Source organism: Pseudomonas sihuiensis, assembly GCF_900106015.1.
Classification (GTDB): Bacteria; Pseudomonadota; Gammaproteobacteria; order Pseudomonadales; family Pseudomonadaceae; genus Aquipseudomonas; species Aquipseudomonas sihuiensis.
The window spans coordinates 4,600,541-4,614,539 of record NZ_LT629797.1 but is presented as its reverse complement, the minus strand read 5'-3'; the positions used below and the strand labels follow the sequence as shown (position 1 = coordinate 4,614,539).

General features: G+C 64.1%; 11 protein-coding genes. 9 read left to right on the top strand and 2 right to left on the bottom strand.

All coding sequences use genetic code 11. From position 1 onward, the window contains the following. Positions 1 to 28 precede the first annotated feature (28 nt). From BLT86_RS21675 to betA, 5 genes are all read left to right on the top strand, one after another. Positions 29 to 973, top strand: coding sequence for a choline ABC transporter substrate-binding protein (locus BLT86_RS21675; RefSeq protein ID WP_017678489.1), 945 nt, complete (start codon positions 29 to 31; stop codon positions 971 to 973). 208 nt (positions 974 to 1,181) lie between these two features. Continuing rightward, positions 1,182 to 2,033, top strand: coding sequence for a glycine betaine ABC transporter substrate-binding protein (locus BLT86_RS21670; protein ID WP_017678488.1), 852 nt, complete (start codon positions 1,182 to 1,184; stop codon positions 2,031 to 2,033). A gap of 228 nt (positions 2,034 to 2,261) precedes the next feature. Beyond that, positions 2,262 to 2,852, top strand: a complete 591-nt coding sequence (betI, locus tag BLT86_RS21665; protein ID WP_017678487.1) for a transcriptional regulator BetI — start codon at positions 2,262 to 2,264, stop codon at positions 2,850 to 2,852. A gap of 324 nt (positions 2,853 to 3,176) precedes the next feature. Then, positions 3,177 to 4,649: a betaine-aldehyde dehydrogenase gene (betB, locus tag BLT86_RS21660; RefSeq protein WP_059390802.1), complete on the top strand. Its 1,473-nt coding sequence runs from the start codon at positions 3,177 to 3,179 to the stop codon at positions 4,647 to 4,649. Between the two features lie 163 nt (positions 4,650 to 4,812). Further along, entirely contained in the window at positions 4,813 to 6,519 is a 1,707-nt protein-coding gene (gene betA, locus BLT86_RS21655) for a choline dehydrogenase (RefSeq protein ID WP_017678485.1), read from the top strand. Here betA and torT read toward each other — a convergent pair. Beyond that, positions 6,508 to 7,527: a TMAO reductase system periplasmic protein TorT gene (gene torT / locus BLT86_RS21650; RefSeq protein WP_092379530.1), complete on the bottom strand. Its 1,020-nt coding sequence runs from the start codon at positions 7,525 to 7,527 to the stop codon at positions 6,508 to 6,510. The two genes, betA and torT, sit on opposite strands and share 12 nt — an antisense overlap. A 144-nt stretch (positions 7,528 to 7,671) precedes the next feature. Here torT and mdtD point away from each other — a divergent pair, with 144 nt between their 5' ends. The 3 genes from mdtD to BLT86_RS21635 are packed head-to-tail and all read left to right on the top strand — an operon-like array spanning position 7,672 to position 11,796. Next, positions 7,672 to 9,093: a multidrug transporter subunit MdtD gene (gene mdtD / locus BLT86_RS21645; protein WP_017678483.1), complete on the top strand. Its 1,422-nt coding sequence runs from the start codon at positions 7,672 to 7,674 to the stop codon at positions 9,091 to 9,093. 49 nt (positions 9,094 to 9,142) lie between these two features. Further along, on the top strand, positions 9,143 to 10,519 hold the full coding sequence (gene dbpA, locus BLT86_RS21640; protein WP_017678482.1) for an ATP-dependent RNA helicase DbpA: 1,377 nt from the start codon (positions 9,143 to 9,145) through the stop codon (positions 10,517 to 10,519). Between the two features lie 41 nt (positions 10,520 to 10,560). Continuing rightward, entirely contained in the window at positions 10,561 to 11,796 is a 1,236-nt protein-coding gene (locus BLT86_RS21635) for a GGDEF domain-containing response regulator (RefSeq protein WP_017678481.1), read from the top strand. On the opposite strand, the gene BLT86_RS21630 is transcribed toward BLT86_RS21635, so the two are convergent. Beyond that, positions 11,797 to 12,528 (bottom strand): substrate-binding periplasmic protein, encoded by a 732-nt coding sequence (locus BLT86_RS21630; RefSeq protein WP_092379527.1) that lies wholly within the window; start codon positions 12,526 to 12,528, stop codon positions 11,797 to 11,799. It abuts the gene before it with no gap. 204 nt (positions 12,529 to 12,732) lie between these two features. Between BLT86_RS21630 and BLT86_RS21625 the strand changes: the two genes are divergently transcribed. Continuing rightward, positions 12,733 to 13,917 (top strand): BaiN/RdsA family NAD(P)/FAD-dependent oxidoreductase, encoded by a 1,185-nt coding sequence (locus BLT86_RS21625; RefSeq protein ID WP_092379524.1) that lies wholly within the window; start codon positions 12,733 to 12,735, stop codon positions 13,915 to 13,917. The last annotated feature ends 82 nt before the right edge of the window (positions 13,918 to 13,999 follow it).

Here is a 13,999-nt window from a genome sequence, read left to right as displayed (position 1 = left end):
CATTTTTTCACTTCACAGGGAACCGCAGATGAAAATGATCAAGACCACTGCCGCCATCGGCCTGCTGTCCTGCGCACTGATGCAGGGCGCCATGGCCGCGGAGCCGGCGAGCTGCAAGCAGGTGCGTTTCGCCGAGATTGGCTGGGCCGACATCGCCGCCACCACGGGTGTGGCCATGACCCTGGTTGAAGGTCTGGGCTACCAGCCGCGCAAGATCATGGCCTCGGTACCCATCGCCTTCACCGGCGTGAAGAGCGGCCAGGTCGATGTGTTCCTCGGCTATTGGGCGCCGTCGATGGACGCGGTGATCGAGCCATTCCTCAAGGACGATGGCGTCAAGGTACTGCCCAAGGCCAACCTCGAGGGTGCCAAGTACACCCTGGCCGTGCCGACCTACGCGGCCGAAGCCGGCCTGAAGAGCTTCCAGGACATCGCCAAGTTCAAGGATCAGCTGGGCGGCAAGATCTACGGCATCGAGCCGGGTAACGATGGCAACCTGCTGATCGACGGCATGATCAAGAACAACCAGTTCGACCTCGGCGGCTTCCGCATGGTCGAGTCCAGCGAAGCCGGCATGCTGGTGCAGGTATCGCGGGCAATCAAGAAGAAAGAGCCGGTGGTTTTCCTCGGCTGGGCGCCGCACCCGATGAATACTCAGCACGACATCACCTACCTGTCCGGTGGTGACGACGTGTTCGGCCCTGACTACGGTGCGGCCAAGGTCTACACCGTGGTACCGCCGGATTACGAGGCGCGCTGCGCCAACGTCGGCAAGCTGCTGAACAACCTGCAGTTCACCGTCGATATCGAAAGCCAGCTGATGGAAAAGGTGCTGGAGAAGGAAAACCCGCAGAACGTCGCCAAGGAGTGGATCAAGGCCAACCCGGCGATCCTCGACCAGTGGCTGAGCGGCGTGACCACCTTTGACGGTCAGGACGGCGTTGCCGCCGTGAAGAAACACGTCGGGCTGTAACAGGCCGCGACCCGATTCGGGCTCGAACCTCAGGGTTCGAGCCCGGAAACCTCCTCGTAAACCACTAGCGGCTGCTTTCTGGCCGTGACGGGGAGGCTTTGCCCGCGAACCGGCAATCTGCTGCGCAACACGGATTCGCAAGGCCCGCAATGAGAACGAGCCAGTCAACGATCTTGCAACTGCCACTCACTGATGGAGCACAACAAATATGCGCGTTTTCAAACACCTCTGCCTCGGCGCTGCCGCCCTGGCCATCGGCATGGGCAGCGCCCTGGCCGCCGACAAACCTACCCTGAAGATCGGCTACGTCAACGGCTGGGACGACAGCGTCGCCGTCACCCATGTCGCCGGTGAAATCCTGCAAAGCAAACTCGGCTACACGGTCGAACTGAAGCCGGTCGAACCCGCCATCATGTGGCAAGGCGTGGCCCGTGGCGACCTCGATGCCACCCTCTCCGCCTGGCTGCCGGCCACTCATGGCGAGTACTTCGAGAAGCTCAAGGACAAGGTGGAAATCCTCGGTACCAACTACTCCGGCGCCAAGATCGGCCTGATCGTGCCGGACTACGTCGAAGCCAAGACCATCGAGGATCTGGAGAAATACGCCAAGGACTTCGACGGCAAGATCACCGGCATCGACGCCGGTGCCGGCGTAATGCGCCGCACCGAAGACGCCATCAAGGAATACAACCTGGCCAGCATCAAGCTGATGCCGAGCTCGGGCCCGGCCATGGCCACCGCCCTGACCCGCGCCGAGAAAGCGCAGAAGCCGATCGTGGTCACCGGCTGGATTCCGCACTGGATGTTCGCCAAGTGGAAACTGCGCTTCCTCGAAGATCCGAAGAAAGTCTTCGGCGACGACGAGCGTGTAGACACCGTGGCCAATCCTGAGCTGAAGGGCAAGGCCGCCGACGCTGCCGCCTTCCTCAGCAAGATTTCCTGGAGCGGTGAAGAAGTCGGCGCGGTGATGCTGGCCATCCGCGAAGGCGCCAAGCCGGACCAGGCCGCCAAGGACTGGATCGCTGCCAACCCGGAGCGCGTGGAAAGCTGGCTGAAGTAAGCCGCACTCGCTGCACGCCATCGAAGCGGGCCTCTGGCCCGCTTCGTCGTTTTGCGAGGCCACGTGCGCGCCACGGTTACCGAGGATAAGGCGGTGCGCATGGCCAAGGTGGCCCCGCGACGCCCTGCGGAATCGACGCCACGCCCCCCACTCTCCCACCTCGGTTGATTGATCGAACGATCAAAATCCGCCTAGACTCCGGCCCAACTTCCCCCGCTGGAGACACCCATGCCCAAGGTCGGCATGCAGCCCATTCGTCGTTCGCAGTTGATTGCCGCCACCCTGGAAGCCGTCGACCAGGTTGGTATGGCCGATGCCAGCATCGCCTATATCGCCCGCCTGGCCGGGGTCTCCAATGGCATCATCAGCCACTACTTCAACGACAAGAACGGCCTGCTCGAAGCCACCATGCGTCACCTGATGCAGGCGCTCAGCGATGCGGTGGGCGCACGCCGTCGCGCACTGCGCGAGGACAGCCCGCGTGCCCATCTGAAGGCGATGATCGACGGCAACTTCGACGACAGCCAGGTCAGCGGTCCAGCGATGAAGACCTGGCTGGCGTTCTGGGCCAGCAGCATGCACCAGCCTGCCCTGCGCCGCCTGCAGCGGGTCAACGACCACCGTCTCTATTCCAACCTGTGCGGCCAGTTCCATCGCGTGCTACCGCAAGATCAGGCACGCTTCGCCGCCCGCGGCCTGGCCTCGCTGATCGACGGCCTGTGGCTGCGCGGCGCACTGTCCGGCGAAGCCTTCGACACCGAACAGGCACGCCGCATCGCCTACGACTACCTCGACCTGCAGTTGAACAAAGCCCGCTAGCCTGTCGCGAAGGCGCATCGGGGGCGGCGGTTCATTTTTGAGTTTGGTGGGCTGAAGCCCACCCTACAGCCCACCCGGGCCAATCTACGGGCTGCGGGCAACGTCTCGTAGGGTGTCGCGGGGCCACCTTGGCCGTGCGCACCGGCCTCCCCCGCATCCCCAAACGTCCCGAACGGAAATTGCACACAGCCGAAGCGACGCCAAGGACAAGTGGCGCCCGCCATGTCGCTTTTGGTCACGCCGGGTCGTTTTTATTGATTGATCGTTCAATTTAAATAAAATAGGCTGTTCTCCAAGCAGATTGCCAAGTGCAGAGGACAGCCCATGCCCCGTTTCGCCGAACAGCAGCTCTACATCGGTGGCCAGTACGTCGCCGCCAGCAGTGGAGAAACCTTCGACAGCATCAATCCGGCCACCGGAGAGGTGCTGGCCAAGGTGCAACGCGCCAGCCAGGCCGACGTTGACCGGGCCGTGGCCAGCGCAGCCGAAGGGCAGAAGGTGTGGGCGGCGATGAGCGCCATGCAGCGCTCGCGCATCCTGCGCAAGGCGGTGGACATCCTCCGTGCGCGCAACGATGAACTGGCTGAACTGGAGACCCTCGACACCGGCAAGCCACTGTCCGAAACCCGCTACGTCGACATCGTCACCGGCGCCGACGTGCTGGAGTACTACGCCGGCCTGATCCCGGCCATCGAGGGCGAGCAGATCCCGCTGCGCGAAACCTCTTTCGTCTACACCCGCCGCGAGCCGCTGGGCGTGGTCGCCGGCATCGGCGCCTGGAATTACCCGATCCAGATCGCCCTGTGGAAATCCGCCCCGGCCCTGGCCGCCGGCAACGCGATGATCTTCAAGCCCAGCGAAGTCACCTCGCTGACCGCGCTGAAACTGGCCGAGATCTACACCGAGGCCGGCCTGCCAGCAGGCGTGTTCAACGTGCTCACTGGCAGCGGTCGCGAAGTCGGCCAGTGGCTGACCGAACACCCAGGCATCGAGAAGATTTCCTTCACCGGCGGCACCGTCACCGGCAAGAAGGTCATGGCCAGCGCCTCCAGCTCCAGCCTCAAGGAAGTGACCATGGAGCTGGGCGGCAAGTCGCCGCTGATCGTCTTCGAGGACGCCGACCTCGACCGCGCCGCCGACATCGCGGTGATGGCCAACTTCTACAGCTCCGGCCAGGTGTGCACCAACGGCACCCGCGTGTTCGTGCCGCGCATGTTGCAGGCGCGCTTCGAGGCCAAGGTGCTGGAGCGAGTCAAACGCATCCGCCTCGGCGATCCGCTGGATGACGCCACCAATTTCGGCCCGCTGGTGAGCTACGCGCACATGGACAGCGTGCTCGGCTACATCGAGAAGGGCCGCAGCGAGGGTGCACGCCTGCTGATCGGCGGCGCGCGCGTCAGCGACGGTGAGTACGCCAAGGGCGCCTACGTCGCGCCGACCGTATTCACCGACTGCCGGGACGACATGACCATCGTGCGCGAGGAAATCTTCGGCCCGGTGATGAGCATCCTCATCTATGACAGCGAAGAGGAAGTGATCCGCCGCGCCAACGACACCGACTACGGCCTGGCCGCAGGCGTGGTGACGCGCGACCTCAACCGCGCACACCGGGTGATCCACAAGCTGGAAGCCGGCATCTGCTGGATCAACACCTGGGGCGAGTCGCCAGCCGAAATGCCGGTTGGCGGCTACAAGCAGTCCGGTGTCGGCCGCGAGAACGGCCTGGTCACCCTCGGCCACTACACCCGCATCAAGTCGGTGCAGGTCGAACTCGGCGGCTACAGCTCGGTGTTCTAAGCACCGGTGTCTGTGGGAGGGGCTTCAGCCGCGACCCATTTCGCGGCTAAAGCGGTTCGCCGCCCGGCCCGCCCACGAATTGAATCACCGCCCCGTAACCCGGATGCAATCCGGGAACAGTCACCGCGTTTTCCCGGATCACAGCCGGGCAACAGGAGGAGCCATGACCCAGGAATTCGACTACATCATCATCGGCGCCGGTTCGGCCGGTAACGTCCTGGCCACCCGGCTGACCGAAGACGCAGACGTCAGCGTACTGCTGCTGGAAGCCGGCGGCCCCGACTACCGCCTCGACTTTCGTACCCAAATGCCTGCCGCCCTGGCCTTCCCGCTGCAGGGCCGGCGCTACAACTGGGCCTACGAGACCGACCCCGAGCCGTACATGAACAACCGCCGCATGGAATGCGGACGCGGCAAGGGCCTGGGCGGCTCATCCCTGATCAACGGCATGTGCTACATCCGCGGCAACGCCCTGGACTTCGACAACTGGGCCAAGGCCAAGGGCCTGGAGGACTGGACCTACCACGACTGCCTGCCCTATTTCCGCAAGGCGGAAAGCCGCGACATCGGCCCCAACGATTACCACGGCGGTGACGGCCCGGTCAGTGTGACCACGCCCAAGGCCGGTAACAACCCGTTGTTCCACGCCATGGTCGAGGCCGGCGTGCAGGCCGGCTATCCGCGCACCGATGATCTCAACGGCTATCAGCAGGAAGGCTTCGGCCCGATGGACCGCACCGTGACCCCGGAAGGCCGCCGCGCCAGCACCGCGCGTGGCTATCTGGACCAGGCACGGGCACGGCCGAACCTGACCATCATCACCCACGCCACCACCGACCGCATCCTCTTCGATGGCAAGCGCGCCAGTGGCGTCAGCTACCTGATCGGCAACGCCAACGATGCCACCGAAGCCCGTGCTCGCCGCGAAGTGCTGCTATGCGCCGGCGCCATCGCCTCGCCGCAGATCCTGCAGCGCTCCGGCGTCGGCCCCGCCGCGCTGCTGCGCGAGCTGGACATCGCGCTGGTACACGAACTGCCTGGCGTCGGCCAGAACCTGCAGGACCACCTGGAGATGTACCTGCAGTACGCCTGCACCCAGCCAGTGTCGCTGTACCCGGCACTCAAGCTGCTCAACCAGCCCGGCATCGGCGCGCAATGGCTGTTCGCCGGCAACGGTATCGGCGCCAGCAACCAGTTCGAGGCCGGCGGTTTCATCCGCACGCGCCCGGAGTTCGCCTGGCCCAATATCCAGTTCCACTTCCTGCCGGTGGCGATCAACTACAACGGCAGCAACGCGGTCAACGAGCATGGCTTCCAGGCTCACGTCGGCTCGATGCGCTCGCCCAGCCGCGGGCGTATCCAGCTCAAGTCGAAAGACCCGCGCCAGCACCCGAGCATCCTCTTCAACTACATGAGCGCCGATCAGGACTGGCAGGAATTCCGCGACGGCATACGCCTGACCCGCGAGATCATGGCGCAGCCGGCACTCGATCCTTACCGTGGGCGTGAAATCAGTCCTGGCGAGCATGTGCAGAGCGACGCCGAGCTGGATGCCTTCATTCGCGAGCATGCGGAAACGGCTTTCCACCCGTCCTGCTCGTGCAAGATGGGCGAGGACGACATGGCGGTGGTCGATGGTCAGGGCCGCGTGCACGGCCTGCAGGGCTTGCGCGTAGTGGATGCGTCGATCATGCCGGAGATCATCACCGGCAACCTCAACGCCACCACCATCATGATCGCCGAGAAGATCGCGGATCGGATTCGCGGGCGCCAGCCATTGCCGCGCAGCAATGCGCCCTATTTCGTCGCGGGCGAACGCCCGGTGCGTGGTACGCCGCTGCGCAGCCAGCAAGACAGGTTAGTCGGGTAATTCCTGGCGGATCATCCAGTGGCCCTCGGGCGGCATCAGCCGGCCGAGGTCGAAACGATCCAGTGAGTCGGCGTCGAGCATTTCGATCTGCGGGCTCACCAGTTGCGGCAGCTTTTCGCCCTGCAGGCCACGAACGGCCAGGTCCAGGGCGATGCGCGCCTGAATCACCGGTGAGTCGGTGGGTGCAGCCAGTACCTGCCCCTCGCGAATCTGCTCCAGCACCCGCTCGGTGGCATAGAACGACAACACCTGCGTCTCAGAACCGATATTGCGCACCAACTGCGCGGCGAAGGCCGCGGCTTCGGCATTGGCGATCAGATAATCGAGACGTGGATGCTGCTTGAGCAGCTCCCGCGTCAACTGCGCCTGACTACTGCGATCCACTGGGGCATAACCACCATGGGCCAGGGTCACCCTGGTGCCAGGCAAGGCATCACGCAGGCCGCGCTCGGCATCCTGCACCCAGCCAGCATCGGCCGGGCCGGGTAGCCAGCCGACCTGAATCGGCCGCCCTTCACTGACACGTACCAGATACTTGAGCGTGGCACTCGTCATGTCGGCGAAGTCGACCCGCGAATGCGCGCTGAGCCCCGGGCATTCCAGGCGATTGACCAGATCGATGACCGGCCGACCGGCCTTGATCTGCACTTCTGCTGCGCTGCACAGGTCATAGGTGTTGATACTGGCCACGACGAAGGCATCGGCGCCCTCGGCTACACAATGCCCGAACTGCTCCACTTGCACATCGGCATGCTCGTAGCCACCGGCTTCGTAGATCCCCAGGCGCACGCCAAGACGTCTGGCTTCCTGATCCAGCCCCCAGGCCACGCCCCACCAGTAGCGATCCTTGCCATGGGGCAGCAGCGCACAGATACGCCAGGGCTGGCTGGCCGCTGGCAAAGGCCGGTAATCCAGCATGCGGCCATCGGCACGTACCGGATAAGGAAACCACTCGGCCGCCAGCAGCGACTGGCAAGCCAGCGAAAGCCACAGAGTCAACCAGCGCATGACGCCGTCCTTAGCCCTTGCGGGGCGATGTGCCAGTCACCCCAGCGTAGCACCACCTCGGACACCTGCTTACACGTTGGCAACCCGCAGTTGCCCGGGCTCGATCGGCGGCCTAGAGTGGAGCGCACAGACTATGAGAACAGCATGACCAACCCCACCCTGCTCGACCCCAGAACCGCCCGCCTGCTGCCCTGGATAGTCGCCATCGCCTTCTTCATGCAGACGCTGGATGGCACCATCCTCAACACCGCATTACCGGCCATGGCCGCCGACCTCGGCGAAAATCCATTGCGCATGCAGTCGGTGGTGATCGCCTACATGCTTACCGTGGCCCTGCTGATCCCGGCATCGGGCTGGATCGCCGACCGCTTCGGCACGCGGCGCATCTTCTTCGGCGCCATCGCCCTGTTCAGCCTCGGCTCGCTGCTCTGCGCACTGTCGGAGTCGCTGAGCATGCTGATCGGCGCACGGGTCATCCAGGGCCTGGGCGGCGCGCTGATGATGCCGGTCGGGCGACTGGTGGTGCTGCGCGCCTATCCGCGCTCGGAGCTGGTACGGATCATGAGCTTCATCACCCTGCCCGGCCTGCTCGGCCCGCTGATCGGCCCGAGCCTCGGTGGCTGGTTGGTGGAAGTGGCCAGCTGGCACTGGATCTTCCTGATCAACCTGCCAGTGGGACTACTCGGCTGCTGGGCAGCATTGCGCCATATGCCCGACCTGCGCGGCCCTGAGCGCAGCCGCTTCGATACCGTCGGCTTTCTGCTGTTCGGCGCCGCCATGCTGCTGATCACCGTAGCCCTGGAAGGGCTCGGCGAACTGCACCTGCCGACCATGCGCGTGGTGCTGCTGTTGCTCGGCGGCATGGCCTGCCTGGCCGCCTACTGGCTACGCGCCGGGCGCATCGAGCAGCCATTGTTCGCACCCAAGCTGTTCCACACCCGCAGTTTCGCCGTGGGCATCATCGGTAACCTGTTCGCCCGCCTCGGCAGCGGCGCGCTACCTTTCCTCACGCCGCTGCTGCTGCAACTGGCGATGGGCTATTCGCCGGCCCAGGCCGGCATGAGCCTGATTCCGCTGGCACTGGCGGCCATGGCAGCCAAACCCCTGGCCAGGCCGCTGATCGAGCGCCTCGGCTACCGCAACATCCTCACCAGCAACACCCTGCTGCTCGGCGCCCTGATCGCCAGCCTGGCCCTGGTCGACGCACAAACCTCGACCTTGCAGCTGATCATCCAGCTGAGCCTGATCGGCGCCTGCAACTCGCTGCAGTTCACCGCGATGAACACGGTAACGCTGATCGACCTGGACAACCGCGACGCCAGCAGCGGCAACAGCCTACTGTCGGTGGTGGTACAGCTGGCGATGGGCCTTGGCGTTGCATCGGCGGCGGCGCTGCTCAGCGGTTTCAGCCGCGAGCTGGGCGACAACGGCCATGTGCTGGAGGCGTTCCAGGCGACCTACCTGTGCGTTGGCCTGCTGTCGATGCTGGCAGCGGCGATCTTCCTGCAACTGGACACGAAAGATGGCCGTAGCGGGCGTAATATCGAGGTTTCAGCGGACGAATGAGCGGGCCTGTTACACTGCCGGCCTGTTTCTTCACCCCCGAGCTCTTGCCGTGACCGCTACTGCCTTCGCCAGCCTGCCCATTTCTGCCGCCATGCAGGCCAATCTCGCCGCCATCGGCTATGCCGAGATGACGCCCATCCAGGCCGCCAGCCTGCCGCTGATTCTCAAGGGCCGCGACCTGATCGCCCAGGCCAAGACCGGCAGCGGCAAGACCGCCGCCTTCGGCATCGGCCTGCTGCATCCGCTCAACCCGCGCTATTTCGGCTGCCAGGCCATGGTGCTGTGCCCGACACGCGAACTGGCCGATCAGGTGGCCAAGGAAATCCGCCGCCTGGCCCGTGCTGCCGACAACATCAAGGTGCTTACCCTCTGCGGCGGTGTGCCTTTCGGCCCGCAGATCGGCTCGCTCGAGCATGGTGCGCACGTGATTGTCGGCACGCCGGGACGAGTGCAGGAGCATCTGCGCAAAGGCACGCTGAAAGTCGATGGGCTCAATACCCTGGTACTCGACGAAGCCGACCGCATGCTCGACATGGGCTTCATCGACAGCATCAGCGAAATCATCGAGCAGACCCCGGCACGCCGTCAGACTCTGCTGTTCTCCGCCACCTATCCGCCCGCCATCGAACAGCTTGCCGCACGTTTCTTGCGTAGCCCGGAGCGGGTCGAAGTGGAGGCGCAGCATGACGACGGGCAGATCGAGCAGCGCTTCTACGAAATAGCGCCGAGCCAACGTATGGAAGCGGTCAGCACCCTGCTGCGGCATTTCCGCAAGCAACCGACGGTGGCCTTCTGCGCCACCCGCCAACAATGCGACGAACTGGCCGCACAGCTGGAGGCCGAGAAGATTTCCGCCGCCGCGCTGCATGGCGATCTGGAACAGCGTGATCGCGATCAGATTCTCGCGCTGTTCGCCAATCGCAGCCTCAGCGTGCTGGTGGCCACCGACGTCGCAGCGCGCGGCCTGGATATCGCCGGGCTGGAAATGGTGATCAACGTCGAGCTGTCGCGTGATGCCGAGGTGCATATCCACCGCATCGGCCGTAGTGGTCGCGCTGGCGAGAAAGGCCTGGCACTGAGCCTGGTGGCCCCGGCCGAAGCTGGTCGCGCCCAGGCCATCGAAACCCTGCAAGGCAAGGAACTGGCCTGGTACCCGCTGCCTGCAGCAAAGGCGACGGGTGAGCCGCTGCTGCCGCCGATGCACACCCTGTGCATCGGCGCCGGACGCAAGGACAAACTACGCCCCGGCGATATCCTTGGTGCCCTGACCGGCGACGCCGGGCTGCCCGGTAGCCAGGTCGGCAAGATCGCCCTGTTCGACTACCAGGCCTATGTCGCCGTCGAACGCGACGTCGCCCGCCAGGCGCTCAAGCGCCTCACTGAAGGCAAGATCAAGGGTAGAACGCTGCGTGTGCGTCTATTGTAAGGCTGATATAAAGAATCAAACGGCCTGGGCCGGAGTCACCCATGCGCAATATTCTGGTCATTGAAGACAGCCCACTGGTACTGAAGATCCTCGAGCATCTGTTCCGTCAGGAAACCGATCTGGAACCGATCTTCTGTGCCTCACTGGCAGAAGCGGAAGTCATGCTGGAGACCTCTGCGGCGCTGTTCTTCGCCGCCATCGTCGACCTGCACCTGCCGGACGCACCGGACGGCGAAAGCGTCGATCTGGTGATGCGCTACCACCTGCCGTGCATCGTGCTCAGTGGCAGCTACAACGAACAGCGCCGTGACGATCTGCTGATGAAAGGCGTGGTCGACTACGTACTCAAGGAAAGCCAGCATTCCTACGAGTACGCCTTCCGCCTGCTGCACCGGCTCGATCACAACAGCCATATCAAGATTCTCATCGCCGACGATTCTGCGGCGCAGCGTCACTACATTCGCCACATCCTCGAGCCGCACCACTACCAGATCATCGAGGCCAGCGACGGCAAGGAGACCCTGCGCCAGCTCAATGAGCATCCAGATATCGACCTGCTGGTGCTCGACCATGCCATGCCCGGCGTCAGCGGTTTCGAGCTGGTCAAGCTGCTGCGCCAGAAACTGCGCCTCAATGACCTGATCATCATCGGCGTGTCCGCCGACCCCAAGGGCTCGCTCAGTGCGCAGTTCATCAAGCACGGTGCTGACGATTTCCTGCGCAAGCCCTTCTGCCCTGAAGAACTGAACTGCCGGGTAATGTCGACCCTGGAGCGACGCGACCTGTTGCGCGCACTGAAGAAGGCCGCGCAGTTCGATGCCCTGACCGGCCTGAACAACCGCCGCGCCTTCTACGAACAAGGCATGCAGATACTGCAGAAGGCGCAACGGGAAAGTCGCGAGGTCAGCGTGGCGATGCTCGATCTCGACCACTTCAAACAGATCAACGATGGCTTCGGCCATGCCAGCGGCGACAGCGCCCTGGTGGTGTTCGCCCGGGCGATGAGCAATGCCTTCCCCGACATGCTGCTGGGCCGCCTGGGCGGAGAGGAATTTGCCCTGCTTACCCTGCATGGCGCGGATCATGTGGCTCAGGCACTGGATAAACTGCGCCGACAGTGCGCCGGCCTGCATTACGCCGTCGGCGCGCCCGCGCTATCGTTCAGCGCGGGCCTCTATCAGGGTGAACCCGAGGACCTGGAAAGCCTGCTGCATGAAGCCGACATTCGCCTGTACCGGGCCAAGCAACAGGGTCGTGCCCGCACCGTACTGGCCTGATCAGGGGCTGTGGCGCTGCAGCGTCGCGGCATAGCTGCCGTCGTCGCTCATGGCCTGAATCGCCGCATCGAAACGCCTGGCAATGTCGCGATGCTGGGCCAGACTTCGCCGCACCAGGATATGCAGGCCGTTCTCGCTCAAGGGCAGCGGCAGGAACTCCAGTTCATCGCGGATGGCACTCAGCTTGTTAGCGAGCAGGTGGCGCGCGACCAGCTCATCTTCCAGCGCCAGCTGCACGCGCCCGGCATGCAGCATCCGCGCGGCGATTTCGAAACTGCCGACACCAACCTTGAGCAACTGCGGATCGCTATCGAATTCCCTGGAATAGGCATAGCCCCTAACCACCGCGATGTTGTGCGGGTAGAGATCGGCCAGGGTCTCGAACTGAATGTCGCTCCCTTTGCGCCGCATGAAGCGGATACGGTTGACCAGATAGGGCTGGGAGAAATAGCCATACTCGCTGCGATCGGCGCTGTACCAGGCGTTGATCAGTACATCGTAATCGCCACGCTTGAGCCCCAGCACCGCGCGCTCCCAGGGCGCCTCCACGTAGCTGGTGGTGTAGCCGGCACGGGCGAGCGCCTGCTCCACCAGATCACTGGCCAGACCTTTGCCGAGCAACCGTTGATCGTTGAACGGCGGCCAGGGGTCGGCCGCCAGGCGCAACAGCTCGGCCGAGGCCAGTGCCGGCGACAGCAGCAAGAGCAATAGCCAGGCACGCACTGCGGGCATTGGTGGCGGTCCATCCGAAATGATCAATTCTAGTGATAGCAGGCACAACGCCGCTCGTCACTGTCTCATATCTGAGACAGTCAGGCGGGCGTTATACGCTTGCCTGCCGCACGGCGACAGAAGCGTCGGCCCAGAGCGTTCGGGTAAACTTCAGCGGTTTTCGCGCAGCGCTCGCTGCGTCAGCGATTCACCTGAGGACATTTCGTGTTGCAAACCGACGTACTGATCATCGGCGCAGGCGCCGCCGGCCTGATGTGCGCAGCCACCGCCGCAGCCCGTGGCCGCCGCGTGCTGGTGCTCGACCATGCCAACAAGGCCGGCAAGAAGATCCTCATGTCCGGTGGTGGGCGCTGCAACTTCACCAACCTGTACTGCGAGCCGAGCAACTTCCTTTCCGGCAACCCGCACTTCTGCAAGTCCGCCCTGGCGCGCTTCACCCAGTGGGACTTCATCGGCCTGGTGGCCAAGCACGGCGTGCCCTACCACGAGAAGAAGCTTGGCCAGCTGTTCTGCGATAACAAGTCCAGCGACATCCTCGAATTGCTGCTGGCCGAATGTGCCGAGGCCGGGGCACAGATCCGCCTGGACACGGCAGTACACAGCATCGAAAAAACCGCAGGCGGCTTCCTGCTGCAAAGCGACCTCGGCGAAGTGGCCTGCCAGTCGCTGGTGATCGCCACTGGCGGGCTGTCGATCCCGACCCTCGGCGCCACCGGCTTCGGCTATCAGGTAGCCAGGCAATTCGGTCACGAATTGCTGCCGACCCGCGCCGGGCTGGTGCCTTTCACCATCACCGAGCCGCAGCTCAAGACGCTGTGCACGGAGCTTTCCGGAACCTCGGTGGAGGACTGCCGGGTGAGCTGCAATGGCCAGAGTTTCGTCGAGAACATCCTCTTCACCCACCGCGGCCTGTCCGGCCCGGCGATCCTGCAGATCTCGTCCTACTGGCAGCCGGGCGATACCGTACATATCGACCTGCTGCCACATATCGACCTGCCCGAATGGCTGGCCACCCAGCAGCGCGAACGTGGCAACAGTGAGCTGAAAACCCTGCTGGCCGAGCTGTTCACCAAGAAGATGGCGACCCTGCTGGTCGACAGCTGGTTCAGCAACAAGCCGCTCAAGCAGTACACGCCCGGCGAGCTCAAGACGATTGCCGAGCACCTGTCCGACTGGCAATTGGTGCCGGCCGGCACCGAAGGCTACCGCACGGCGGAAGTGACCCTGGGCGGGGTGAATACCGACGAGGTGTCATCCAAGACCCTGGAGTCGCTCAAGGTACCGGGGTTGTATTTCATCGGCGAAGTGCTCGACGTCACTGGCCACCTGGGCGGCTTCAACTTCCAGTGGGCCTGGGCGTCGGGCTACGCCGCCGCGCAATACGTCTGAGGCTAAAATATTGCGCCCCATTTGACGGTGCAGCGGGAACTGCCGACGCGGCGCAGACTCTGCTATGAACAGCAGATGCAAC